General features: G+C 42.5%; 23 protein-coding genes. 13 read left to right on the forward strand and 10 right to left on the reverse strand.

Annotated elements, in window-relative coordinates:
- Positions 1 to 153 precede the first annotated feature (153 nt).
- A complete protein-coding gene (locus tag KKZ03_RS12940) occupies positions 154 to 996 on the forward strand; it encodes a transglutaminase family protein (protein ID WP_243217245.1) in 843 nt (280 codons plus the stop codon).
- A gap of 55 nt (positions 997 to 1051) precedes the next feature.
- Here KKZ03_RS12940 and KKZ03_RS12945 read toward each other — a convergent pair whose 3' ends face one another.
- The gene (locus tag KKZ03_RS12945; RefSeq protein ID WP_243217246.1) at positions 1052 to 1504 is read right to left on the reverse strand and encodes a DUF1249 domain-containing protein; all 453 of its coding nucleotides are present in this window, start codon (positions 1502 to 1504) and stop codon (positions 1052 to 1054) included.
- Between the two features lie 8 nt (positions 1505 to 1512).
- Positions 1513 to 1917 (reverse strand): 6-carboxytetrahydropterin synthase, encoded by a 405-nt coding sequence (locus KKZ03_RS12950; protein WP_243217247.1) that lies wholly within the window; start codon positions 1915 to 1917, stop codon positions 1513 to 1515.
- A 260-nt stretch (positions 1918 to 2177) separates the two neighbouring features.
- Between KKZ03_RS12950 and accA the strand changes: the two genes are divergently transcribed.
- The 5 genes from accA to KKZ03_RS12975 all read left to right on the forward strand — a co-directional run bounded on the left by accA (position 2178) and on the right by KKZ03_RS12975 (position 7108).
- Complete coding sequence (gene accA, locus KKZ03_RS12955) at positions 2178 to 3146, forward strand: acetyl-CoA carboxylase carboxyl transferase subunit alpha (protein WP_243217248.1); 969 nt, start codon at positions 2178 to 2180, stop codon at positions 3144 to 3146.
- Positions 3147 to 3320: 174 nt separating this feature from the next.
- Positions 3321 to 3554: an exodeoxyribonuclease VII small subunit gene (locus KKZ03_RS12960; RefSeq protein WP_243217249.1), complete on the forward strand. Its 234-nt coding sequence runs from the start codon at positions 3321 to 3323 to the stop codon at positions 3552 to 3554.
- Positions 3547 to 4443, forward strand: a complete 897-nt coding sequence (gene ispA / locus KKZ03_RS12965) for a (2E,6E)-farnesyl diphosphate synthase (protein WP_243217250.1) — start codon at positions 3547 to 3549, stop codon at positions 4441 to 4443. The genes KKZ03_RS12960 and ispA overlap by 8 nt, the downstream gene beginning before the upstream one ends.
- 178 nt (positions 4444 to 4621) lie before the next feature.
- Entirely contained in the window at positions 4622 to 6484 is a 1863-nt protein-coding gene (gene dxs / locus KKZ03_RS12970) for a 1-deoxy-D-xylulose-5-phosphate synthase (RefSeq protein ID WP_243217251.1), read from the forward strand.
- A 108-nt stretch (positions 6485 to 6592) separates the two neighbouring features.
- Entirely contained in the window at positions 6593 to 7108 is a 516-nt protein-coding gene (locus KKZ03_RS12975; protein WP_243217252.1) for an adenine phosphoribosyltransferase, read from the forward strand.
- A 113-nt stretch (positions 7109 to 7221) separates the two neighbouring features.
- On the opposite strand, the gene KKZ03_RS12980 is transcribed toward KKZ03_RS12975, so the two are convergent.
- The 3 genes from KKZ03_RS12980 to hpnH all read right to left on the reverse strand — a co-directional run bounded on the left by KKZ03_RS12980 (position 7222) and on the right by hpnH (position 10049).
- On the reverse strand, positions 7222 to 8061 hold the full coding sequence (locus KKZ03_RS12980; protein ID WP_243217253.1) for a VacJ family lipoprotein: 840 nt from the start codon (positions 8059 to 8061) through the stop codon (positions 7222 to 7224).
- 20 nt (positions 8062 to 8081) lie between these two features.
- Complete coding sequence (locus tag KKZ03_RS12985) at positions 8082 to 8699, reverse strand: ABC transporter substrate-binding protein (RefSeq protein ID WP_243217254.1); 618 nt, start codon at positions 8697 to 8699, stop codon at positions 8082 to 8084.
- Positions 8700 to 8939: 240 nt separating this feature from the next.
- Positions 8940 to 10049 (reverse strand): adenosyl-hopene transferase HpnH, encoded by a 1110-nt coding sequence (gene hpnH, locus KKZ03_RS12990; RefSeq protein WP_243217255.1) that lies wholly within the window; start codon positions 10047 to 10049, stop codon positions 8940 to 8942.
- A gap of 481 nt (positions 10050 to 10530) precedes the next feature.
- Between hpnH and KKZ03_RS12995 the strand changes: the two genes are divergently transcribed.
- The 7 genes from KKZ03_RS12995 (at position 10531) to dxs (KKZ03_RS13025) (ending at position 19785) form a co-directional block, all read left to right on the forward strand.
- Entirely contained in the window at positions 10531 to 11631 is a 1101-nt protein-coding gene (locus KKZ03_RS12995; RefSeq protein ID WP_243217256.1) for a phytoene/squalene synthase family protein, read from the forward strand.
- Between the two features lie 10 nt (positions 11632 to 11641).
- Positions 11642 to 13615: a squalene--hopene cyclase gene (shc, locus tag KKZ03_RS13000; RefSeq protein ID WP_243217257.1), complete on the forward strand. Its 1974-nt coding sequence runs from the start codon at positions 11642 to 11644 to the stop codon at positions 13613 to 13615.
- Positions 13612 to 14316 carry a phosphorylase gene (locus KKZ03_RS13005; RefSeq protein ID WP_243217258.1) on the forward strand — a complete coding sequence of 235 codons (705 nt, stop codon included), beginning with the start codon at positions 13612 to 13614 and terminating at the stop codon, positions 14314 to 14316. The genes shc and KKZ03_RS13005 overlap by 4 nt, the downstream gene beginning before the upstream one ends.
- A 170-nt stretch (positions 14317 to 14486) precedes the next feature.
- Positions 14487 to 15878, forward strand: a complete 1392-nt coding sequence (locus tag KKZ03_RS13010; RefSeq protein WP_243217259.1) for an aspartate aminotransferase family protein — start codon at positions 14487 to 14489, stop codon at positions 15876 to 15878.
- Positions 15879 to 15888: 10 nt separating this feature from the next.
- The gene (locus KKZ03_RS13015) at positions 15889 to 16242 is read left to right on the forward strand and encodes a copper resistance CopC family protein (RefSeq protein WP_243217260.1); all 354 of its coding nucleotides are present in this window, start codon (positions 15889 to 15891) and stop codon (positions 16240 to 16242) included.
- Positions 16243 to 16253: 11 nt separating this feature from the next.
- Positions 16254 to 17918: a copper resistance D family protein gene (locus tag KKZ03_RS13020; protein WP_243217261.1), complete on the forward strand. Its 1665-nt coding sequence runs from the start codon at positions 16254 to 16256 to the stop codon at positions 17916 to 17918.
- A 1-nt stretch (position 17919) separates the two neighbouring features.
- Positions 17920 to 19785, forward strand: a complete 1866-nt coding sequence (gene dxs, locus KKZ03_RS13025; RefSeq protein WP_243217262.1) for a 1-deoxy-D-xylulose-5-phosphate synthase — start codon at positions 17920 to 17922, stop codon at positions 19783 to 19785.
- Between the two features lie 118 nt (positions 19786 to 19903).
- On the opposite strand, the gene KKZ03_RS13030 is transcribed toward dxs (KKZ03_RS13025), so the two are convergent.
- The 5 genes from KKZ03_RS13030 to KKZ03_RS13050 form a co-directional block, all read right to left on the reverse strand.
- The gene (locus tag KKZ03_RS13030) at positions 19904 to 20692 is read right to left on the reverse strand and encodes an OmpA family protein (RefSeq protein ID WP_243217263.1); all 789 of its coding nucleotides are present in this window, start codon (positions 20690 to 20692) and stop codon (positions 19904 to 19906) included.
- A gap of 12 nt (positions 20693 to 20704) precedes the next feature.
- The gene (locus KKZ03_RS13035) at positions 20705 to 21100 is read right to left on the reverse strand and encodes a DUF4398 domain-containing protein (protein ID WP_243217264.1); all 396 of its coding nucleotides are present in this window, start codon (positions 21098 to 21100) and stop codon (positions 20705 to 20707) included.
- Between the two features lie 407 nt (positions 21101 to 21507).
- Positions 21508 to 22104 (reverse strand): hypothetical protein, encoded by a 597-nt coding sequence (locus KKZ03_RS13040; RefSeq protein ID WP_243217265.1) that lies wholly within the window; start codon positions 22102 to 22104, stop codon positions 21508 to 21510.
- A gap of 5 nt (positions 22105 to 22109) precedes the next feature.
- Entirely contained in the window at positions 22110 to 22490 is a 381-nt protein-coding gene (locus tag KKZ03_RS13045; RefSeq protein ID WP_243217090.1) for a transposase family protein, read from the reverse strand.
- Positions 22444 to 22947 carry a transposase family protein gene (locus KKZ03_RS13050; RefSeq protein WP_243217091.1) on the reverse strand — a complete coding sequence of 168 codons (504 nt, stop codon included), beginning with the start codon at positions 22945 to 22947 and terminating at the stop codon, positions 22444 to 22446. Before KKZ03_RS13050 ends, KKZ03_RS13045 begins: the two co-directional genes overlap by 47 nt.
- Positions 22948 to 22965: the final 18 nt, after the last annotated feature.

Consider the following 22965-nt stretch of genomic DNA (forward strand, 5'->3'; position numbering starts at 1 on the left):
AAATTTTCTATCTACTTAAAGTAATCAAGAGGTTGCTGACGGTCAAGAAAAACACAAAACGTTTCGAAAAGCCAATTTTGGTTATACTTGACATGTTGCTTACAGCAGTATTTCAGGTCTATTTATTTATAACATGGTAAAAGGTTATTCATCATGACAACTATTCAAGTAGGCTGCGACTTAACGTATTCGGTCACCAGTTCCACCAGTTTTATGTTTAATGTAGCGGCAGCGCGAACTGCACACCAGAATATCAATGGGGAAACTCTGCAGTTAATCCCCGCTGTTCAATACGAAGTCGGCAGTTTGGGGTCCGAAGCCATTCAAGTGTATCGATTAACTGTTGAACCCTGCGATCTGCAGCTCCAATACCGTGCAATTATAGATTTAAGCCCTGAAATGTACGATACCTCCGGTATTATTGAGACCGGGTATTCCCAATTGCCAAACGAGGTATTACTTTACCTTAATCCGAGTCGTTATTGCGAGTCCGATCGTTTGGCTCATTTTGCCTTGCAAACCTTTGGTAACGTCCAACCTGGATTTTCCAGGGTTACTGCAATTTGTGACTGGATTAATGCTAATCTCGACTATCAAGCCGGCAGTACCGGTGAAAGTACCAGTGCTTGCGATGTATTGATACAGCGTGTTGGTGTATGTCGGGATTACGCGCATCTGGCTATTGCCTTGTGTCGGGCATTATGTATTCCGGCGCGTTATGTTTCAGGATACGCAGTGGCTTTACAACCACCTGATTTTCACGGTTTTTTTGAAGCTTATCTGGGCTCTCGCTGGTATTTGTTTGATGCCACGCGTATGGCGCCGGTGGAAGGGTTTGTACGAATTAGTACTGGTCGCGATGCTGCCGATTCTTCATTTGCGACCATCATCGGCGCAGCGACGCTAACGACTATGGCGGTCTGGGCTGAACAAACGAGACCGGATCAAATTACTACTCAAACGGTACAAGAGTCGGCGGTTTCAACAACTAATTAATCTGTGTGGATGCCGTCGATAGCATTACTGGTATTATTAAACGCAAAATGCAAAGTCAGTTTAGGGCAACGTAATCCACTGCTTTACTAAATTGATAATTTTTCTTTAAACAGTGGTCCAGCCATTTTTGTAAAAAATAGTTTAAGCGCCATTTATAATTCATGATTTCTCGGCTTAAACCAGGGTCTTTAAATATTTGTGCAACGCTGGCACGGGTATGGTCACTTAATACCTCAGCCAGTTGTGCATCCAGATAAATCCGTATTTTAAGGGCAGGTTCCATAAACTCATCCCTGTTTTTGTTAAAACAATGGCTTAGTTGAACCGTCATTGTGTAAGATGTGTTTTCAATAACGGTAATATGAAGAGTCGTGTTGTGGTTTGCAAGCCCTATAGCTGTTTCTTTAAGATTAAGTAAATCCGGGATTAATTTAAGCAATTTTTGGTAGTTGGATTCACAGATTTGTTCCAGGCAAAATGATTTGTTGACCGGATTAACAAAACTCATGGTTAGTATCAGTTTTCCCGGTAGCAGGCATTGGCACTTGCTGTTTCCCATAATACAACTTGGGCAACGTTAAACCCCGCTTGTTTTAGATGTTGGTAAATCATCTTGCTCAATACTTCAGCAGTGGGGTGTTCATCAAGAGCAAGAAAACGTTCGTTGTTTTCTATCAGCATCGGGATAATCGGGTCATCTTTATGTAGCAGAAAGTTATGATCGAGAGTGTTGTCAATATAAGCTTCTACGCAATTTTTAATATCAGAAAAATCGCAAACCATACCTTGGTCATTGAGTTGCTCCTGTTGTATTGAAATGGATGCTTTGACACTATGGCCATGTAAGTTACGGCATTTACCGGCGTGATTCATTAATCGATGCCCGTAACAAAAATAGACTTCTTTGGTAATTGTAAACATAAGTTAAGTGAAGCGGTTAGGGTGATGGTTTGGCAGGTTTACCACGAACGGTTTAAGGGAATGCTACGACAGCTTAATTTTGAGTTATCAACTCTTAATTTGGTAGCCTTATGGGCGGATTAGGATGGCTTTAGTGAAAGTTTACTATAAAATGGTGTTTAAAGGTGGTTGATAATGGTCAATTATGTAATTAATTTAGAATTAATTACATAATTTCTATAAAATCTACCGTTTAACCACGCAGCTCAGATGACGCCTCTATGGATCTAAAATTTCTCGATTTCGAACAACCCATCGCTGAATTAGAAGCGAAAATCACAGAACTCCGCAATGTAGAGTTTGACAATAAAATCAATATTTCCGATGCACTTAAGCAATTGGAAGATAGAAGCCAGGCACTGACGGAATCAATTTTTAGCAACCTGTCTGACTGGCAAATTTCTCAATTATCCAGGCATCCAGGGCGACCTTATACACTGGATTATGTTGAACATATTTTTACTGATTTCCATGAATTGCATGGTGATCGGGCTTATGCCGATGATCCTGCGATTGTGTGCGGTTTGGCCCGTCTTGATGGCTTGCCCGTGATGATTATTGGCCATCAAAAAGGCCGCGATACCAAAGAAAAAATTTATCGAAACTTTGGTATGCCTCGCCCTGAAGGCTATCGTAAGGCTTTGCGTGTCATGAAAATGGCGGAGCGCTTTAAAATTCCGGTTATTTGTTTAATCGATACTCCGGGTGCTTATCCCGGGATTGGTGCAGAAGAGCGAGGGCAGAGTGAGGCCATTGCCAGAAACCTGTATGAAATGGCCAAGCTGAAAACCCCTGTTATTTGTACAATTATTGGTGAAGGTGGTTCGGGTGGTGCGTTGGCAATTGGTGTTGGCGATCGTTTAATTATGCTCGAATATAGTACTTATTCGGTTATTTCACCGGAAGGCTGTGCATCCATTTTGTGGAAAAGCGCTGATAAGTCGCAATTGGCAGCCGAGGCTATGGGAATTACCTCTGACCGGGTTCGTGAGCAGGGTTTTTTGGATGAAGTTGTCAGAGAGCCTTTGGGCGGCGGTCATCGGAATTTTAAAATTATTGCCTTGAATTTAAAAGAAGCACTGATTCGTCATTTGGCAGAATTAAAAGAGCAAAATATTGATGTGCTATTGGAAAATCGTTATCAGCGTATTATGGGCTTTGGTGTTTATACAGAGGAAGCAGGTAAGTAACTATTGGTTAATTTTGAGATTGCCCATAAAAACCATGGTTTCTATTGAATGAAAAACCGGTTTTTTTAATAATGAAATTTGCCAAGGCGGATACTTCCTAATCTGCTGTTGGTTAATTTCATATATAATGCAGCCTTTATTGATGCGTTATTTTATTTACATATTTTTATTTACATGCCGAAAAAGAAAAGTACGACTTTATTTGAAGACTCACTGGCAGAACTTGAACAATTGGTTACTCAGTTGGAGCAAGGTGAAGTTTCGCTGGAACAGTCATTAAAGTCTTTTGAACGCGGGGTGACGCTTACCCGAACCTGTCAAAAAGCCTTGCAGGAGGCAGAACAGAAAGTTCAGATTCTTATCGAAAAGAACGGCACTCAAACCCTGGAGCCATTTACCGATGAGTAATGCGTTAAAAGAATATCTTAGCTTTTGTCAAAATCGCATTGAAAAGGCTTTGGATGATCGTCTTCCTGCCGGACAGTTGCTGCCGCAAAAACTTCATCAGGCAATGCGTTATAGTGTGCTTGATGGCGGCAAGCGTATGCGTCCGGTGCTAACCTATTGTACCGGAAAGGCGTTGGGTATTACCCCTGAAGCTCTCGATGGCCCGGCTTGCGCTGTAGAATTTATTCATGTGTATTCTTTAATACATGATGATCTTCCTGCGATGGATGATGATGATCTCAGGCGTGGAAAAGCGACTTGTCATGTGGCTTTTGATGAAGCAACCGCTATTTTGGCTGGAGATGCGTTACAAGCTTTGGCATTTGAAATATTGGCTCATGACCCCAGCATTACAGCGACGGCACAAGATCGCTTAAAAATGATTATTGCTTTGGCAAAAGCGAGTGGCTCTCAGGGGATGGTCGGTGGTCAGGCAATTGATTTACAATCGGTAGGCATGAGTTTAAATTTGCCTGAGCTGGAAAATATGCATATCCATAAAACAGGTGCTTTAATTCGTGCCAGTGTCAAGCTGGCAACGCTGGCAAAAAATGATATTGACCCGACTGTTGCGACAAAGCTGGATCATTATGCCAAATGTATTGGTTTATCCTTTCAGGTTAAAGATGACATTCTTGATGAGGAAAGTGATACCGCTACGTTAGGTAAAACTCAGGGCAAAGATCAAGATAACGATAAACCTACCTATCCTGCTTTATTAGGATTGGTTGGTGCCAAACAAAAAGCGCAAGAACTTCATGAGAAGGCGATGGACAGTTTGCGCATTTTTGGCAAAGAAGCGGATTTATTACGTGATTTATCGCTTTACATTATTCAGCGAACTCACTAATAACCGACTTGATTGATCGGGATTTAATGTGGATAATCAGCGGATGATTAAGTAATTAGTCACTTCTCATTAGTTACCGATAAATTTGCCAGATCTTTGAACCTAAGGCATTGAAGATCTACATACTAAACAGTGAGATGCCACAAACACCGTGCCGACTCAAGGAATCGACTTACACATGAATAAATCAGGAAGTTTTCCCCTATTAGACACTATCAATAGTCCCGCTGATGTACGCAAGCTCAGTAAAGACCAGCTCAAACCCTTGGCGAAAGAACTGCGGGATTATTTAACGCATACTGTGAGTATTTCCGGTGGGCATTTTTCGGCGGGTTTGGGTACAGTCGAGCTTACCGTGGCTTTGCATTATGTTTTTGATACCCCGTCTGACCAGTTGGTTTGGGATGTGGGTCATCAGGCGTATCCGCACAAGATTTTGACTGGCCGTAAAGAACGGATGACGACTATACGTACCCTCAACGGGGTATCGGCATTTCCCAATCGTGCCGAGAGCGAATACGATGCCTTTGGTGTTGGCCACTCCAGCACCTCAATTAGCGCAGCCTTGGGAATGGCGATAGCGTCGGAACTGAAAGGTGAAGACAAGCAAATGGTGGCGATTATTGGTGATGGCAGCATTACCGGTGGTATGGCTTTTGAGGCGATGAATCATGCCGGGGCTATTGATGCCAATCTGCTGGTTATTTTGAACGACAACGATATGTCGATTTCACCGCCAGTCGGGGCGATGAACAACTATCTGACCAAAATCTTGTCGAGCAAGTTTTATTCGTCAATGCGCGAAGAAAGCAAAAAAGCCTTAAGTAAAATGCCCAGCGTTTGGGAGTTGGCGCGTCGTACCGAAGAGCACATGAAGGGCATGATTGTCCCGGGTACGTTATTTGAAGAACTGGGCTTTAATTATATTGGCCCGATTGATGGCCATGATGTGGACATGCTGGTGTCGACGCTGGAAAATCTGAAAGCCATCTCCGGGCCACGCTTTTTACATATTGTCACCAAAAAAGGCAAAGGTTATCCGCCCGCCGAGAAAGATCCGTTGGCTTATCATGGCGTTCCGGCCTTTGATCCCAGTCTGGATTGCTTGCCCAAGTCAGCCCCGTCAGTGCATCCCACTTATACCGAAGTGTTTGGCAGTTGGTTATGTGATATGGCCGAGCAGGATGAGCGTTTACTGGGTATTACTCCGGCGATGCGAGAAGGTTCGGGGCTGGTGAAGTTCTCCGAACAATATCCCAAACGTTATTTTGATGTGGCCATTGCCGAACAACATGCGGTAACCCTGGCAGCCGGTCAGGCTTGTCAGGGTGCAAAACCGGTAGTTGCCATTTATTCAACGTTTTTACAGCGTGCGTATGACCAGTTGATTCATGACGTAGCCATTCAAAACCTGGATGTCTTGTTTGCGCTGGACCGGGCCGGCTTGGTCGGTCCTGATGGTCCTACCCACGCCGGTAGTTTCGATTACAGTTATATGCGCTGTGTGCCAAACATGCTGATTATGGCACCGGCTGATGAAAATGAATGCCGGCAAATGCTTTATACCGGCTTTTTGCATAAAGGCCCTGCATCGGTGCGTTATCCTCGCGGTAAAGGCCCCGGCGTAGCGGTAATAAAAGCCATGACCGCACTACCGTTGGCTAAAGCCGAAATTCGCCATCAAGGCAGTCGTATGGCTATTTTAGCCTGGGGCAGCATGGTAACGCCAGCATTGGCAGCGGGTAAACAATTAGGGGCAACCGTCGTCAACATGCGTTTTGTTAAACCTATTGATGAGCAACTGTTGCTGGAATTGGCGAAAAGTCATGAAGTATTTATTACCGTGGAAGAAAACGTCATTTCCGGGGGGGCAGGGAGTGCGGTCAATAATTTTCTGCAAGCACAGCAGATACTGATGCCGGTATTAAATATCGGTTTGCCTGACAGCTTTGTTGAGCAAGGTACCAGAGAGGAGCTACTGGCCATTTGCGGGCTGGATATTCAGGGAATTACTGCCAGGATTGAGGCTTTCTGCGCTTAGTTGTGGCTACATTATAGATCTTGCAGGGTTGCTTTAACGGTCAGTGACCATTAAAGCAACCCTGCAAGATCTTGTTAATTAAATCCCCCCCTTTTATAAGTTGAAATAATGGATAGATTAAGAAATAAAATTCGTGATATTCCTGATTTCCCCAAACCGGGGATTATTTTTAAGGATATTACACCGCTGGTAAAAGATCCTGCGATGTTAAGGCTTGCTGTGCATCAATTACTGCAGCCTTTTTTAGGTCGTGAAATTACGGCAGTAGCCGGTATGGAGGCGCGCGGTTTTATTTTCGGTGCATTGGTTGCATGGGAGTTGGGACTTCCTTTTATACCTTTGAGAAAGCCCGGAAAATTACCTTATGATGTGCAGAGCGTGTCTTATGATCTTGAGTACGGTTCAGCGGCACTAGAAGCGCATATTGATGCTTTTGATGTCAATGATCGGGTGTTATTGATCGATGATTTATTGGCTACTGGTGGAACTGCAAAGGCAAGTTGTGATTTGGTTGAAAAGCTGGGTGCCAAGGTTGAAGCGTGTGCTTTTGTGGTGGAGTTGGACTTTTTGGAAGGAAGAGAAAAGCTGGGTAATTACGAAGTCTATTCGTTATTACATTTTTAGTTGATGCCCTGCTTATCGGCTATCTCCGTTATACACATTCAGCTTGTTTTTTTTGATGTTTAAAAATAAGCTGAATGGCTTAAATAATGGGGCAATAACCACAGTTAAATGAGTTATTTAGCTTCGGTGTTTTGTGGAGCAAGTAGCTTTAAGTTGTTTGTAGTGCCATCGGGGCTTTTATCGGCAGGTTCTCCATCGTCATTCAGTTCATCATCGAAATCTAAAGATACCTCGAATTTGCCATCGGTAGCCAGATTATGGCGCCATTGTAAAAAAGCCTCTCGAGTAAATACGTAAGGGTCCAGCGAGGCTTCATTAATGAATTTTAATGAGCCTTCTGCATTTGCACGAGTATTTAGCAAGGATATCAGTTGTACAGGCATGCCTACATAACTGGAGGGGTTTGCCGCTGTATCAAATATCGCACCAGGAATGCCGCGAATCGTTGTTGGTCCCAGTAAAGGGATTACCAAAAATGAGCCCTTAGGAACGCCCCATACAGCCAGAGTCTGGTCAAAGTCCTCCTCATTTTTTTCCAGACCGACAGGTGTTGCTACATCAACAAAACCGCCCAGACCCATTGTCGTATTAAGTGCCAAGCGTCCGGTATCGTGAGCACTTTGTGCAAATTTGGCTTGTAGAACATCATTAACAACCACGTTGATGTCTTTAAGATTACTAAAAAAATTGTAAACCCCGGTTTGTACAAATTGAGGTGTTACCCATTTATAGCCATCCGAAATAGGCTTGGCAACATAGTTATCGACACGGTCATTAAAAAAGTACATTTTTCGATTAAAGTGCTCATAAGGATCGTCCTTATTTATCACCTGTTGCTGCTCAGTAACACTATTTGTTGCACAGCCACTCAGGAAAATGGTGGAAGCAATGAGCATGCCTAAAATAATATTCTGACTTTTGGCATTACGGTTGCTGCTGTATGGTTTGTTCATTTTGGTATAGAACCCGTAGCTTATAGTTTTGAATAATTATCAATTTTTTCGTTTATTTTCGTTATCAAAGCATCAAAGCCTTCGCGTTGTAATATGGTGGTGTATTCTGATCTTTTTAAGGCTAAGTCACTGACACCATTAGCTATTATGTTAATAATGCGCCAGCTATCGCCTTTTTCTTTTAGCATGTAATCGAATTTAACCGGTTTATCGTCCGGAATAATCAAATGACTATGCACAACAACGCCACCTCTCGTCGTTTCTTCTTCTGAATCAAAGACGAATGCTTCGCCAGAAAAATCTTTAAAATTGTATGCATAAGAGGCAATACTTAAACGAATAAAGACATCTACCAGTTTTTGTTGCTGTACTTCAGATAGTTTTTCCCACTCTTTACCAACGACTATCCGGGCAATTTTTGTTAAGTCGTGGCTATTCGACACGGAGACATTTAGTTTGTCATATCTTCCAGCATAGCCTAATTGCTTGCCGTTTTTCATGACGGCGATGAGTTCTGTCTGAAATTTTTCAACGACTTGTTTGGCAGTTGCTGCACTTTCAGCCTGCGCGGAAGTGTGGATTGTTGCAAATAAGCAAAATACAAATATAGTAGCTAGCTGCATATTTTTTAAAATCATAGTCAAAACCTCATAAAATGTGGCATTTTATTAAACGTTTTTTGCGATGCCTGTTGAATTAACATGTCTATTAATTCAACAGGCAAAACTTTAGTCCTGCATTGCCCTTTATCAATAAGGCAGATCAGGCTAAAGCTTTAAATTTGTTAGGATTGGTGTAGTTACCTTGCATTTGATCCGGACAAAAATACAATTAAGATTGTTGCCATAACTAATTTGAAAGAGTAGTCCTGCTCGCCGTTAATCAACTATTTCTACTCTGATAGGAATCCCTGAAAGCGTTGACAAAGGCTTCTCTTCCACATAGGTAGGCATGGGTTCAGGCATCATGTCACCTTCGGTTTTAGGGCCTCTGATAGACGTTAATAATGCTTTCAATGGATGTTTTAACATGTCTTCAACGGCTGTCGCTTCATAACCACAATGAGCCATGCAGCTTGCACATTTAGGGTTGTTAACGTTACCGTATTTATCCCATGGTGTTGTATCAATAAGCTCTTTAAAGCTTGCTGCATTACCTTCATCTGCCAGTAAATAGCAGGGTTTTTGCCAGCCAAAAACATTTCGTGTGGGATTGCCCCATGGCGTACATTCATAGTTTTGATTGCCGGCCAAAAAATCCAGATAAAGTGATGAATGATTTAATTGCCATTTGCGATTTTTGCCTATTCTAAAAATGCCCCTGAATAAATCTTTAACATCTTTACCTTTAATAAATACATCTTGTTGGGGGGCGCGCTCATAACTAAATCCTGGAGCAATAGTAATCCCTTCTACACCCAATTCTGTCGCATAATCCAAGAAATCAGCAACTTCTTGAGCATTTTCACCTTGAAAAAGAGTACAGTTTATATTAACTCTAAAGCCTTTTCCTAATGCCAACTTAATCGCTTCAACGGCCCTGTCAAAGACGCCTTCTTGACATACTGAGGCGTCATGTCTTTCCTGCATCCCATCTAAATGGATTGAGAAAGTTAAATAAGGAGAGGGCGTATAGTCATTAATTTTCTTTTTTAATAACAAGGCATTCGTGCATAAATACACAAATTTCTTGCGTGCAATGATACCGGCAACAATTTGTGGCATCTCTTTATGGATGAGCGGTTCACCACCCGGAATCGACACCATGGGTGCGTTACATTCATCAACGGCCTGCATACATTCTTCAAATGATAAGCGTTTGTCGAGAATGTCATCAGGATAATCAATTTTACCGCAACCGGCACAAGCCAAGTTGCATCGAAACAATGGTTCCAGCATTAGTACTAAAGGATATTTTTTAACCCCTTTTAGTTTTTGTTTAATTAGGTAACTACCGACTGCTAACTGCTGACGTAAAGGAACACCCACGAGCAAACCCTCCAAAATTGTTATAACTATTAATGGTCATTTATATTGGCCATCCTAAAACCACATGCATGATGTGGGGGGTGATAATGTTTGTGCCTATAAAACAACAGGAAATAATTGTTTAAGTAAATAGTCTTTGTCAAGATTTTTCAATCTTGAAGTTTAGATATTTAAACAGGCCTGCTTTATAATACAATCGCTTATCTATTACTGAGTAGAATACTATCTTTTAACTAACGACTCCAGTTTTTACGTTAAATTATCTATGTTACTGCTATATTGCCGGTAGTTTTGGGCCAAGTTGTACAAATGCAACGTAAACTGTTAAATTATTGTTTTTATTATTAATAAGTACCTGTACAGCCCAGCTAAACAAGGATGTTAACAATAAAACAACATTGCTTTGCAAAATACCAACAAACAGGCTATTATTGCCGTCAATTAATTTACTAAACCCACTTGGGCCGACATCTACAATATTATGAGCGAAACCCTAATATCACTGGATAACCCTAAATCACTGAGCCAATTATCTGATAATGATTTTCAGACACTCTTGCTTGAAGGTGTATCCAGAACATTTGCTCTAACTATTCCCCAGTTACCAAAGCAGCTCTATAGTGCAGTTGCCAATGCCTATTTGTTATGCCGTATAGTTGATACGATTGAAGATGAAGTTTCATTGTCTGCAGCGCAAAAAAAATATTTTTGTTCAGAGTTTATTGACGTTGTAAAAACCGGTTTTAATGCTGAACCCTTCGCGGTAGAGCTTGCGCCATTGCTTTCTGAGCAAACTATTCCGGCTGAACACACCTTAATACATGTATTGCCTCGGGTTATACAAATCACGCATAGTCTTGACGATGATCAAATTGAGGCACTGGCTTGCTGTGTAGAAACCATGGCTGAAGGCATGCCAATATTTCAGGCGCAGAATCTGCATGATGGTCTGCCAATATTGTCAGATTTAGACAGATATTGTTACTACGTTGCCGGTTGTGTCGGTGAAATGCTGGCCAAACTTTTTTGCCATTACTCTCCTGAAATTGCCAAGGATAGAGAAGAATTGCTAACGCTATCGGTTTCTTTTGGCCAGGGTTTGCAAATGACCAATATTTTGAAAGATATCTGGGATGATGCGCAGCGTGGTGTTTGCTGGTTGCCACAAGATATTTTTACCGAAACGGGTTTTGATCTTAAAAACTTGAGTCCAGAAACAACCAACGAAAATTTTAGGCTAGGTCTGGAGCGCTTAATCAGTATTGCTCATGGTCACTTAAATAACGCCTTGTTATACACCTTAAAAATACCGACTCATGAAACCGGCATTCGAAATTTTTGTTTATGGGCATTGGGTATGGCCGTTTTGACCTTAAAAAAAATCAAACAAAATCTGGATTTCAATCATTCTGACCAGGTCAAAATAACCCGTAAAAGTGTTAAAGCGACTATTCTGGCAACGAAATTAATGGGCCGCAGTAACTTTTTGCTGACAGTGCTTTTTAATTTAACCAGTCGAGAATTGAAAGCTATTGACTGGACTTATTCAATACCTTCCTCAAAAGCCAATTCAGACCTTTAAGGACGTCATTATGTTTACCGATACTAATATACATACACAGACGAGTAATGTTTCCAGCTCATCAACCACTATTTATTCCAAGGCCTACAATCTTGATAAAGCCATTGGCAGAGCAAGCGATAAACTCTTAAGCCTGCAAAATATAGATGGTTATTGGCTGTTTGAGCTGGAGGCAGACTGCACAATATCTGCAGAATATATTTTGATGATGCACTATCTGGGCGAGATTGATGAGTCCTTACAAGTCAAGATAGCTAATTATTTACGGTCTCGTCAATCTAAAGATGGCAGTTTTCCTCTTTTTACCGGTGGCCCAGGCGATATTAGCGGTAGCGTCAAGGTTTATTATGCCTTAAAGCTTGCTGGCGACACTCCTGATCTGGCGCACATGAGCCGTTTAAGAAATTACATTCTTGGGCAGGGTGGTGCGGCGACAGCTAATGTTTTTACACGCATTGAGCTGGCAAAATTTGAGCAGATACCCTGGCGGGGGGTTCCGTATATTCCTGTAGAAATCATGTTATTTCCCGGATGGTTTCCCTTCCACTTGGACAAAGTTTCCTACTGGTCAAGAACAGTTATGGTGCCATTGTTTATACTTTGTACTTTAAAAGCAACCGCTAAAAATCCTAATAAAGTCAGTATACTTGAGCTTTTTGTCACCCATCCTGATGAAGAGCGGCACTATTTTCCTGAAAGAACGCTTTTAAATAAAATTTTTTTGGGCCTGGATCTGTTGGGTCGAGCAACACGCCCGTTAATCCCCAAAAAAGCTCAAGATCTAGCTCTTAAAAAAGCCAAAGACTGGATTATTGAACGACTTAATGGCGAAGATGGATTAGGCGGTATTTGTCCGGCTATGATGGCCGCTTATGAAGCTTTGATGCTGCTAGGCATGCCTAAAGATCATGAGCTTATTGTCACAGCCCGCAAAGCCATAGATAAGTTGTTGGTTATTAACGAGCATGATGCCTATTGCCAGCCCTGCTTGTCACCGGTTTGGGATACGGCGCTGACTGCATTAGCTTTACAGGAAGTTGACAAAAGTTCTGAGATAGTCAATCCGGTGATTAATTCAGCGCTAACGAACGCTTATGACTGGCTTAAAAGTAAACAATTATTAGATGAGCCGGGTGATTGGCGTATTGCCAAGCCTGATTTGGCTGGTGGCGGCTGGGCATTTCAGTTTGAAAATCCACATTATCCGGATGTCGATGATACCGCTGTCGTCGCTTTTGCCATGGCTGATTCTAACTTGCCTGATTTGGATCAATCAATACATCGGGCAACGCGTTGGGTGGTCGGTATGCAATCCAAAAACGGTGGTTATGGAGCTTTTGATGTAGATAATACCTGTTATTACCTCAATGAGATTCCGTTTGCTGACCATGGTGCTTTATTGGATCCACCAACATCGGATGTCAGTGCACGTTGTGCCATGTTAATGGCCAGAGTAGCCAACAACCATGCTGAATATCTGCCAGCTTTGGAACGTACTCTGGAATATATACGTAACGAACAGGAAGATGATGGTTCCTGGTTTGGCCGTTGGGGAACCAATTATATTTATGGTACCTGGTCTGTTTTACTCGGGTTGGAACAAACCAATCTACCCAAGACTGATCCAATTTACACTAAAGCTGCAAAATGGTTAAAAAGCAAGCAACGTGAAGATGGCGGTTGGGGTGAAGATAACTATACTTATCACGATAAAAGCGTTAGCGGAAGCTATCATTTTAGTACGGCATTTCAAACGGCTTGGGCTGTTTTAGGGTTGATGGCTGCAGGTGAAGCGCATAGCCCCGAAGTAAAATCCGGTATTGATTTTATTTTACATAACCAGCAAACTGATGGCGTTTGGAATGATAAATGTTTTACTGCACCGGGATTTCCCAAAGTTTTTTATCTTAAATACCATGGCTATGATAAATTTTTCCCACTTTGGGCATTGGCTCGCTACCGCAATGAACTAAACAAAAAGTGATCACCGGTATTGTTGTCGCTTTACCTGAAGAGCTGGCTACCCTGACGTCTAAAAAGATCAGTAAAGGCCATTGTGTTTTTATAGCGGATAAATTACTGGTTGCTTATTCAGGTGCAGGCCCGATAAATGCCCACTTGGCTGCTGAATTACTGATTGCTAAAGGTGTTGGAAGGCTTGTAAGTTGGGGGTGTGCGGCAGCTCTTAGTGCATCATTAAAACCAGGTGATCTGATTCTGGCTGATAAACTGATAGATGCCGGAAATAGTGAGATGGCTGTGAATGCTGATTGGCATGGCGACATCAAAAACAGACTGGCCAAGTTTATGGTCGTTCATAGTGGAACTTTAGCGGAGAGTATCAGTATTGTTTCATCCAGTATCGATAAAAAACAACTACACTCAATAACGGGTGCAGTTGCACTGGATATGGAAAGTACCGCTATTGCCAAGGTCGCAAGTCAACACGTGTTACCTTTTATTTCCATCCGGGCGATTGTCGATCCGGTAGTAATGAACTTACCTTTAGCGATTAATTATTCCCTTAATAACGGCGGGGATATTGTGTTAGGCAAATTATTATTATTTCTTTTGCTACATCCCGCCGAGTTACCCGGATTAATAAAACTGGGTTTACATTTTAATGCAGCAAAGAAATCGTTAAAGTTGGCTGCCAGCCTCCTGGGCACAATAGCCGATTATTAACACATGAAATACAATACCTATTTTCTGCCGCGTGAATAAACAAAAATCCTTGGCCACTTGGGTATATTAATTTTTGGATATCACCTTAAGAGTTTAAGTCAAAAAAGGAAGCTACTTAAATTCTGTGCTTTACTCAAGATATCTTTAACCTTTAACCTTGAATAGCGAATATGACTTTCAGCATAGCCGAACTTTTTACTCAACATAATACTGATAAATTTGATCTGCATGAGCAGCATCTTAATAATCAAATGGTCAGAATGTTAAAGACTATAGGCTACGACCGCCACTATGAGCGTGCCGTAGGACAATATCTTTATGATCAGTCGGGTACCGAGTATCTGGATTTGTTAAGTGGTTTTGGCGTATTTGCGATTGGTCGTAATCATCCTACCGTTATTAACGCTTTAAAGGAAACGTTAACCCTCGAGTTGCCAAATCTTGTGCAACTGGATGTATCTGTTCTCAGCGGTTTATTGGCAAAAGAACTTTTGAAAACGACGCCTGAAAATATTGATAAGATGTTTTTCTGTAATTCAGGAACAGAAGCCTTGGAAGCCGCAATTAAATTTGCCCGTTACACCACCAAACGGGAAAACATCGTTTTTTGTGAACATGGTTATCATGGACTGACAATGGGCGCCCTTTCCTTATGTGGCGAAGAAATTTTCCGAGAAGGCTTTGGTCCATTATTGCCGGGTTGTAAAGCCATTCCTTTTAATGATATTGAGGCGCTGGAAAAAGCGTTAAGCAATAATGATGTTGCGGCTTTTATTGTTGAACCTATTCAGGGCAAAGGCGTTAATGTACCTGATGATAATTATTTACCTGAAGTTGAGCGCCTGTGCAAAAAATATGGCACTTTATTTGTCGCCGATGAAGTACAAACAGGCTTGGGACGTACCGGGAAATTTTGGGCTATAGACCACTGGAATGTTAAACCTGATATGATTTGTATGGCTAAAGCTCTGTCAGGCGGTTTTGTGCCGGTTGGCGGCGTGGCGATGACCCAAAAAATCATGGATACCGTGTTTAATCGTATGGATAGAGCCGTTGTCCATGGATCAACTTTTGGTAAAAACAATTTGGCGATGGCCGCAGGTTTGGCAACTTTGCACGTCATGGAAGAAGAAAAGCTGGTAGAGAACAGTTTAAAAGTTGGCACTGATATTATTAACAGCTTGCAAGCATTATCTGAAAAATATGAATTCCTGAAAGGTGTTCGTGGTAAAGGTATGATGATTGCCATTGAATTTCAATCGCCTAAAAGTCTTCGGTTAAAAGCGGCGTGGGCCATGCTGGAAGCGGCTAATAAAGGCTTGTTCTGTCAAATGATCACCATCCCTTTATTTAAGGATCACCACATACTAACTCAGGTTGCCGGGCATGGTATGAATGTGATTAAGCTATTGCCGCCATTAAACCTGACGCAAAAAGATCGTGATCATATTGTCAATTCATTTGATAAAGCGATTGCCGATACGCATCAAATACCGGGCTCTATTTGGGAGTTAGGCAAGAATTTGGCAGGCCACGCTTTAAAAAGCAAAAAAAGTCGCTGAGGTCAAAATTATGAAAAAGTGGATTAAGCTAATCCTTTTATTGTTGGTTTTTGGTCAGGTAACGTTAGTTATCGCTCACGCGGTTGTGACCGATTATTCATTAAAAGTGACGCCCATTCATGCTAACCAGCCAGGCAAGGTCGAGCTAACTTTTAATTCCAAAATAGAACTGGGTCTGTCGCAAATTTTTTTAGTGCGTAAAGGTGACAAGCATGAGTTATTGCAAACAGAAACCGGCAGCAAGCAAGGGCAAATTATTATCCATATTCCAGCGCTGGAACCGGGTGATTATGCCATCAGATTTAAAATATTCGCTGCTGATGGTCATTTAACTGAAGATGTTATTCATTTTTCAGTCTCTTAACAGGATAGATAATGGCGGGTATAGCTGATTTTCTCGATTCGCTGATAGGCGGGTTTGACCTGATTTGTTATTCATTAACGATTGGTGGCCTGTTTTGGGGGCTTTTTGTTTTGCGCCCCTGGAATAATCAGGATGGATACAACGCTGTATTACTACAAAAGACGATCGCACTTATTTACAAAGGCGGTTTTTTACTGGCAGCAGCGCAACTTTTTAAAATAATTCTTAAAATCTGGTTGATGACTGCGGTTCTTGAGCGTTGGCCATTTCCTGAGTTTGCCGGTACTACCCAGTTCGTTGGCGGTATTATACGGACGCTGTTGGCTATTTTTCTGGCCGGTTATTGTTATCAGACGCTCAGTAAAAATCCGTTTTCTAGGGCGCATTGGACAACTGCCAGCATTGTGGCCTTGCCGATGATTATTTCAGGTGCATGGCTGGTGCATGCGGCGGGACGTTTTGACGATCGGTTTATGTTAATGTCGTTAACCGTTCTTCACCAGCTGGCCGCTGCCGCCTGGATTGGCGGAATTTTTCAACTGGTTAATCTCTGGTTATTACGTCAAAATAACTTGGTTACCGCCGAATTATGGCCTTTAATGCTACATCGATTCTCCCGGTTTGGTATCGCTTCAGTTGCCATGATTTTGGTTTCGGGGGTACCTATCGCCTGGCAATATATTGATACCTGGAACGGTCTGATTGGCACGGGCTATGGTAATTTGTTAATCGTAAAAATAACATTATTGGTAATTGCCTTGGGGTTTGCCTGGCTGAATAAAAGTGCCGTACAGGAATACGGTATTTCCGGTGACCATTATGCATTAAACAACCGGGTGCCTTATTACATTGAAGCGGAAACTGTCGTTTTAATCACGTTGTTATTTACCGCTGCCAGTCTGGCTTCACAACCACCGGCGATTGATATCTCTAACCTGACAGCAAGCTGGCAGGAAGTACTCAATACGTTTAGCCCACAGATTCCTCAAACCAGTTCGCCCAGCCATAATGCGCTGATAGCCGGTGAAGCAGGTCGGGTTGCCATTATTGATCAAGTGCCTTCAATGGCAGCAACCGAATGGTCAAATTATAACCATAACATCGCAGGTATTTTCCTTACGACGATGAGTTTTTTTGCGATGCTTTCCTATATAAAGCATTTACCGTCTTCTTTTTCAGCTTTTGATAAATATCTGCCCTTAACCCGATATTGGCCACTGGGCTTTGTCGGCTTGGGGATTTTTCTGTTTTTCCGCAGTGATGCTGAATCCTGGCCGTTAGGGCCGATAAGTTTCTGGGATAGTACTTTTAATAACGGTGAAGTGTTGCAACATAGAATTGCCACGTTGCTGGTGTTCACTTTGGGTATGATTGAACTGAGTGCCAGAATAACCAAAAACCCTCATAGCAAGCTGGCATTTGTATTTCCCATACTGGCAGCTTTTGGTGGCTTAATGTTACTTACTCATTCACATGTCGGTTTTCAGGCTAAAAGTGCATTTCTTATCCAGGTGGGCCACACAACTATGGGTATTTTTTCTCTCATTCTGGCATGTGGTCGTTGGCTGGAATTAAAACTGGACAGACCGGGTAAGGATATTGCCGGTTTTATTTCTGTTGCCGCCCTTTTTCAGATTGGCATCGTTTTGATGTTCTATCGCGAGCCACTTTATTAATATGAAGACACTACCTGATTATCCACTACTTAATAATATCAATAGTCCAGCTGATGTACGCAAGCTCAGTAAAGACCAGCTCAAACCCTTGGCGAAAGAACTGCGGGATTATTTAACGCATACTGTGAGTATTTCCGGTGGGCATTTTTCGGCGGGTTTGGGTACAGTCGAGCTTACCGTGGCTTTGCATTATGTTTTTGATACCCCGTCTGACCAGTTGGTTTGGGATGTGGGTCATCAGGCGTATCCGCACAAGATTTTGACCGGCCGTAAAGAACGGATGACGACTATACGTACCCTCAACGGGGTATCGGCATTTCCCAATCGTGCCGAGAGCGAATACGATGCCTTTGGTGTTGGCCACTCCAGCACCTCAATCAGCGCAGCCTTGGGAATGGCGATAGCGTCGGAACTAAAAGGTGAAGACAAGCAAATGGTGGCGATTATTGGTGATGGCAGCATTACCGGCGGTATGGCTTTTGAGGCGATGAATCATGCCGGGGCTATTGATGCCAATCTGTTGGTCATCTTAAACGACAACGATATGTCGATTTCACCGCCAGTCGGGGCGATGAACAACTATCTGACCAAGATCTTGTCGAGCAAGTTTTATTCGTCAATGCGCGAAGAAAGCAAAAAAGCCTTAAGTAAAATACCCAGCGTTTGGGAGTTGGCACGGCGTACCGAAGAGCACATGAAAGGCATGATTGTCCCGGGTACGTTATTTGAAGAGCTGGGTTTTAATTATATTGGCCCGATTGATGGCCATGATGTGGACATGCTGGTGTCGACGCTGGAAAACCTGAAAGCCACCTCCGGGCCACGCTTTTTACATATTGTTACCAAAAAAGGTAAAGGTTACCCGCCTGCCGAGAAAGATCCGTTGGCTTACCATGGCGTTCCGGCCTTTGATCCCAGCCTGGATTTTTTGCCCAAGTCAGCACCGTCAGTGCATCCCACTTATACCGAAGTGTTTGGCAGTTGGTTATGTGATATGGCCGAGCAGGATGAGCGTTTACTGGGTATTACTCCGGCGATGCGAGAAGGTTCGGGGCTGGTGAAGTTCTCCGAACAATATCCCAAACGTTATTTTGATGTGGCCATTGCCGAACAACATGCGGTAACCCTGGCAGCCGGTCAGGCTTGTCAGGGTGCAAAACCGGTAGTTGCCATTTATTCAACGTTTTTACAGCGTGCGTATGACCAGTTGATTCATGACGTAGCCATTCAAAACCTGGATGTCTTGTTTGCGCTGGACCGGGCCGGCTTGGTCGGTCCTGATGGTCCTACCCACGCCGGTAGTTTCGATTACAGTTATATGCGCTGTGTGCCAAACATGCTGATTATGGCACCGGCTGATGAAAATGAATGCCGGCAAATGCTTTATACCGGCTTTTTGCATAAAGGCCCTGCATCGGTGCGTTATCCTCGCGGTAAAGGCCCCGGCGTAGCGGTAATAAAAGCCATGACCGCACTACCGTTGGCTAAAGCCGAAATTCGCCATCAAGGCAGTCGTATGGCTATTTTAGCCTGGGGCAGCATGGTAACGCCAGCATTGGCAGCGGGTAAACAATTAGGGGCAACCGTCGTCAACATGCGTTTTGTTAAACCTATTGATGAGCAACTGTTGCTGGAATTGGCGAAAAGTCATGAAGTATTTATTACCGTGGAAGAAAACGTCATTTCCGGGGGGGCAGGGAGTGCGGTCAATAATTTCCTGCAAGCTCAGCATATACTGATGCCGGTATTGAATATCGGTTTGCCTGACAGCTTTATTGAGCAAGGCACCAGAGAGGAGTTGCTGGCCATTTGCGGGCTGGATATTCAGGGAATTACTGCCAGGATTGAGGCTTTCTGCGCTTGGTAGTGGCTACACTAGATGACATTCGGGAACGATAAGAAGGGGATTGTTTTTTAAAAATTGCTTCGAAGTTTTACTTCGGCTCGATGCAGTCCTTTTGATCGCAGCCGAAGATGACTAAAGTCTAACGTGACGTTATGCGACCATTTTCGTCAGACAGGATAATTTCTACGCGTCGATTCAATTGCTGACCGCCGGCATTACTATTGCTGGCAACCGGGAAACCTTCACCATAGCCGCTCTTGCTGATACGGTCACTGGAAATTGACATATTCATTAAAGCCATTTGTACGGCATCGGCGCGTCTATTAGAGAGTTCTTGATTATGTTCATCACTACCGCGACTGTCGGTGTGACCTTCAACTGATACTTTGTATTGCGGATAATGGTTAAGAAAATCGGCCAGTTTTTGTACATTGCGTATACCGCCTGATTTCAGCTGCGCTTTATCGGTGCTGAATAAAACGTCACCCAGTGTAATCATCATACCTCGCTCAGTTTGTTTAGCGTTTAACGCTTTGAGCTGGGCTATTTTGGCATTGGCTGCATCGACTTCAGCCGTTCTGGCATCAAGACGAACCGTAGCGCGCTGGGAACCGGCATCAGCTACTGCTAATTCAGCGGTTTTTAACTCGGTAGTTTCCTGTGCAATGCTTATTTTCTGCATGGCTATGTAGGCAAGATGATTAACGGTTTCAGTATCTTCATCTTTCTCGAAGGCATATTCAGCCTTGTTTAAAGTTTCACTGGCATCTTTTAATTCAAGTGGGGCCAGATTGGTAATTTGTGGATTAACTCGTACAATGTTGTAATTGCTACGTGCTTCAAGAAGGGATTGGTTAGGCACCGTACTACAACCGGAAATAATTGCGACAGCGAGCAGGGACAAAGGGAAATAGCGATTTTTTTGCATGATGAACTCCATTTATAATTGTTGGGCTTTACGATCTAATTCCTGGCGCAGTATACCGTTGCCTTTCTGCAATGCGTTGGCGGCTTCCTGTGCTTTGACTGACCGAGCTGTCGTTGCGGCTAATTGTGCATCAACTTGTGCCTGTTCTGCCAGTTGCCGTGCAAGTGCATAGTTTTCTTCGGTCATGGCCCGTTCGGCAGCATCCATTTTATCCATTGCTGACTTCATTGGTAATGGTGCAAACTGATTTCCTCCTGAACTGGTGGCATTGTTTACGGCAACTTTGGAAACGGCCATCTGTTCTGTTGGTGGGAGACTTGCGCAACCGGCTATAAAAACAACACCTACTGTCATTGCCCGGATGCCACACATCATTTTATGTGAGCTAAGGTAGTTTAATTTTTTCATTATTTTTCCTTTGAGTTAAACGTCAAACACAATCGTTGTAATAGTTCTGTTAAGCGGAGTAAAAATAACCAGTTTTAAAACCATTGGGGTTAATTAGACACTTTTTCAGACAGATACACCGTTCGTTAGCGCACATATTGATTTGTGGACGTTAAATTTATTAAGGAATAAAAATTAATTATTGATGATAAATGCTCTATGTATACTCCGCGCAGTCACCACTGGGGATTTTTAAAAGTGTTTTTCGCCTTATATTACAATGGGTTAATGTATTTCTATTTTCCGCAATTTCGACCGCGCGGAGTATAAGAACGTGCAGGAGATAAGGTGACCAACTTGAAAAACAAGTTCTGATCATCTATCAATAGACAATGCGAGAGGTTATGCTTGTCAAAAGATGAATTTTCTCAAGTTAAATTGTGTGGATTTCTAAGCACATTTGCCAAAATAGATCTGGCTTTGGGATAATCATAATGCATTAGGGAATCTAATAGTCTTTGATATTCTTGTAATTTATTTCTATCTATTACTGCATGTATTTTGTTAAGTAAGGCAGTGTCGATATAAGTATTTTCGAGTAACTGTGCATCAAGCTCTTGCAATAACAGGATAATGTCAGCTTGTAATACCCCGTCTTTGTGCGGACTATCAAAACAGTGTGTAGACAAAAATTCAGTAATGGCTTGTATAGTGTCAGATAAAACAATCTTCCATTGATCCCAGGTTTCAGTCTCAATATGTCTATTTTCAAGCTGTAACTCAAATTGTTTGGATAAATGAGAAAGCCTGATTGCTCCAATATCATCCGCAAAAATTTTTATTTTGTGTAATTGCAGCTTTACCTCATAAAGATACCCCTTACTTATATTGGCAGATAATTCATCAATAATAGACGGATATTCCTCATTGAACGCAGTCAATATATTACATAATTGCGAGTCCTTGTCATTATGTAATAAAAAAGGTTCAGATAGATTAAAATCAGGCATTTGTTCATTAGACATCTTTCCTAAATACAGCCATAGCGTAAGTTAACAAGAGCAGCCACTAAATTCCATGTCAAGGAGTAATGCTTGTGTTTGCCCCGATAAACATCTTTGGCAATCCTGAAAATTTTGCATCGGCGATTAACATGCTCAATAAAAATACGCTGTTTTGATAGTGCCTTATTATCGGCTTTGTCTTCTGCCGAAAGCGGTTGGCCTTTTTTCTTTTTAACCGGTAGAGTCGAGTTCTGATGGTGTTTCTTTATCCCTTGGTATCCGGAATCCGCCAACAACAGGGCATCAGGATGTAACAATAGACGGCTATCTTTGAAGATCGAAAAATCATGCTGTTGACCTTTACCTATCACTACGGAGAGTATAGTCATCGTCAATAGGCAGATCACGAGTTGGACTTTGATCGTGTGGCGTTTTTTTTCCTGAAAAGTACGCTTTCTGGTTTTTAACAGGGCGCTCGATAGGCTGCTCCGAAACATCAATGACCACGGTAGCTGCGGGATCTTCCAACAGTGCTTTGCGGTTGGGCAGTTTTTCGATTTTGATCAATAGTCTTACAGTGCGAGTATAGATTTTATGGCAATACGATTCGCTGATGTCGAAGACCGCAGCCAGATTTATCAACGTCGGATAGTGACGAAGATAATAGAGTGTCAGTAACAAGCGGTCTTCCAAAGCCATCTTGGAGTCTTTTCGTCCCCGTCTAGTCAGTGGATTAAGGACTTTTTGTTCGTCCAGGTAAGTCACCAGCTTACCGTGAAGATGCAGAAAATCTTCTGGTGACAGGCCGACAGTCCTTAAAAATTCTTCAGGCTTGTGTCTTGGCAATTGGGCATAAGGAGTCATGGCTATCCGTGTTTTCAG

Origin of the sequence: Methylobacter sp. S3L5C (assembly GCF_022788635.1) — a bacterium.
Lineage (GTDB): Bacteria > Pseudomonadota > Gammaproteobacteria > Methylococcales > Methylomonadaceae > Methylobacter_C.

Coding starts and splice junctions, on each gene's coding strand:
- KKZ03_RS13035 (WP_243217264.1), bottom strand. CDS start 21,100: ATGAAAAAATTAAACTACCTTAGCTCACATAAAATGATGTGTGGCATC.
- KKZ03_RS12950 (WP_243217247.1), bottom strand. CDS start 1,917: ATGTTTACAATTACCAAAGAAGTCTATTTTTGTTACGGGCATCGATTA.
- KKZ03_RS12975 (WP_243217252.1), top strand. CDS start 6,593: ATGGATAGATTAAGAAATAAAATTCGTGATATTCCTGATTTCCCCAAA.
- shc (WP_243217257.1), top strand. CDS start 11,642: ATGTTTACCGATACTAATATACATACACAGACGAGTAATGTTTCCAGC.
- KKZ03_RS13010 (WP_243217259.1), top strand. CDS start 14,487: ATGACTTTCAGCATAGCCGAACTTTTTACTCAACATAATACTGATAAA.
- KKZ03_RS12985 (WP_243217254.1), bottom strand. CDS start 8,699: ATGATTTTAAAAAATATGCAGCTAGCTACTATATTTGTATTTTGCTTA.
- dxs (WP_243217251.1), top strand. CDS start 4,622: ATGAATAAATCAGGAAGTTTTCCCCTATTAGACACTATCAATAGTCCC.
- KKZ03_RS13030 (WP_243217263.1), bottom strand. CDS start 20,692: ATGCAAAAAAATCGCTATTTCCCTTTGTCCCTGCTCGCTGTCGCAATT.
- KKZ03_RS12940 (WP_243217245.1), top strand. CDS start 154: ATGACAACTATTCAAGTAGGCTGCGACTTAACGTATTCGGTCACCAGT.
- ispA (WP_243217250.1), top strand. CDS start 3,547: ATGAGTAATGCGTTAAAAGAATATCTTAGCTTTTGTCAAAATCGCATT.
- KKZ03_RS12945 (WP_243217246.1), bottom strand. CDS start 1,504: ATGAGTTTTGTTAATCCGGTCAACAAATCATTTTGCCTGGAACAAATC.
- KKZ03_RS13020 (WP_243217261.1), top strand. CDS start 16,254: ATGGCGGGTATAGCTGATTTTCTCGATTCGCTGATAGGCGGGTTTGAC.
- accA (WP_243217248.1), top strand. CDS start 2,178: ATGGATCTAAAATTTCTCGATTTCGAACAACCCATCGCTGAATTAGAA.
- dxs (WP_243217262.1), top strand. CDS start 17,920: ATGAAGACACTACCTGATTATCCACTACTTAATAATATCAATAGTCCA.
- KKZ03_RS13015 (WP_243217260.1), top strand. CDS start 15,889: ATGAAAAAGTGGATTAAGCTAATCCTTTTATTGTTGGTTTTTGGTCAG.
- KKZ03_RS12980 (WP_243217253.1), bottom strand. CDS start 8,061: ATGAACAAACCATACAGCAGCAACCGTAATGCCAAAAGTCAGAATATT.
- KKZ03_RS13050 (WP_243217091.1), bottom strand. CDS start 22,947: ATGACTCCTTATGCCCAATTGCCAAGACACAAGCCTGAAGAATTTTTA.
- KKZ03_RS13040 (WP_243217265.1), bottom strand. CDS start 22,104: ATGTCTAATGAACAAATGCCTGATTTTAATCTATCTGAACCTTTTTTA.
- KKZ03_RS12960 (WP_243217249.1), top strand. CDS start 3,321: ATGCCGAAAAAGAAAAGTACGACTTTATTTGAAGACTCACTGGCAGAA.
- KKZ03_RS12995 (WP_243217256.1), top strand. CDS start 10,531: ATGAGCGAAACCCTAATATCACTGGATAACCCTAAATCACTGAGCCAA.